Origin of the sequence: Gordonia sp. DT30, from assembly GCF_049844915.1 — a bacterium.
Taxonomy (GTDB): domain Bacteria; phylum Actinomycetota; class Actinomycetes; order Mycobacteriales; family Mycobacteriaceae; genus Gordonia.
Map to the genome: position 1 here is coordinate 1 of NZ_JBNCLY010000059.1, position 986 is coordinate 986.

The following is a 986-nucleotide window of genomic DNA, read 5'->3' on the forward strand; positions in this document are numbered from 1 at the left end:
CAACACCCAGCTCGGGGCGTGGCTGCCGAAAGCCAACGCCCGCACGGTGCGGTCACTGCACGGGCGGCCCATCGATGTCCTCGACGAGGATCTCGCGGCGATGACCACGTTGCCGCCGGCGCCGCCACAGACCGGACTCACGGGCCGGGTGCGGTTGGGCCGCGACTACTACGTGCGGGTGGCCGGCAACGATTACTCGGCGCACCCGTCGGCGATCGGCCGCTACGTCGATATCGCCGCCGGCGCCGACGAGGTGGTGATCTCGTGTCAGCAACACGTGATCGGTGTGCATCAGCGCTGTTGGGACACCGCCCGCACGATCACCGATCCCGAGCATGTGGCCGCGGCGAAGGTGTTGCGCCGCAACTACACTCAGAACCAGCGTGCCCGCCATGAGGCGGCTGCGGCGGGGCGTCTGCTCCCGGCCGACCCAGGTTTGGTGCGTGATCCGGGCAGCTACGACGCCCTGTTCGGGATCGACTTCGATCCCGACCCAGCCACCCGGGCGGCGACCGACGGCCAGGTGGCGTGATGGCTTCTGAGACGGCCTCGACGCTGGCGTATCTGGCGCGGGTGTTGAAGACACCGACGATCGCGCGGGTGTGGGAGCAACTCGCCGATACCGCCCGTGAGCAAGGGTGGTCGCACGAGCAGTATCTGGCCGCCGTCCTGCAACGCCAGGTCGCCGATCGGGAGGCCTCCGGTACCAGGCTGCGGATCGCCGGAGCGCACTTCCCGGCCATGAAAACGTTGGAGGACTTCAACGCAGATCACCAGCCCTCACTGCGCAGAGACGTACTCGCGCACCTGGAGATGATGAGTTTCGTGGCCAAGGCGGAGAACGTGATCCTGCTCGGCCCGCCCGGAGTCGGCAAAACCCACCTCGGTATCTGCCTGGGCATCAAAGCATGCCAGGCCGGATACCCGGTCGCCTTCGACACCGCGACCGGCTGGGCAGCCCGCCTGGCCGCCGCTCACACCGACGG

At 68.4% G+C, this 986-nt stretch carries 2 protein-coding genes; both read left to right on the forward strand.

The window, feature by feature from the left end; translation table 11 throughout:
• Nucleotides 1-532 (forward strand): Mu transposase domain-containing protein (locus ACLQ3C_RS21415; RefSeq protein ID WP_425707108.1); only part of this gene is annotated, 532 nt, incomplete at its 5' end.
• Nucleotides 532-986: ATP-binding protein (locus ACLQ3C_RS21420; protein ID WP_425707109.1), on the forward strand; the 455-nt coding region annotated here is incomplete at its 3' end. The genes ACLQ3C_RS21415 and ACLQ3C_RS21420, both read left to right, overlap by 1 nt.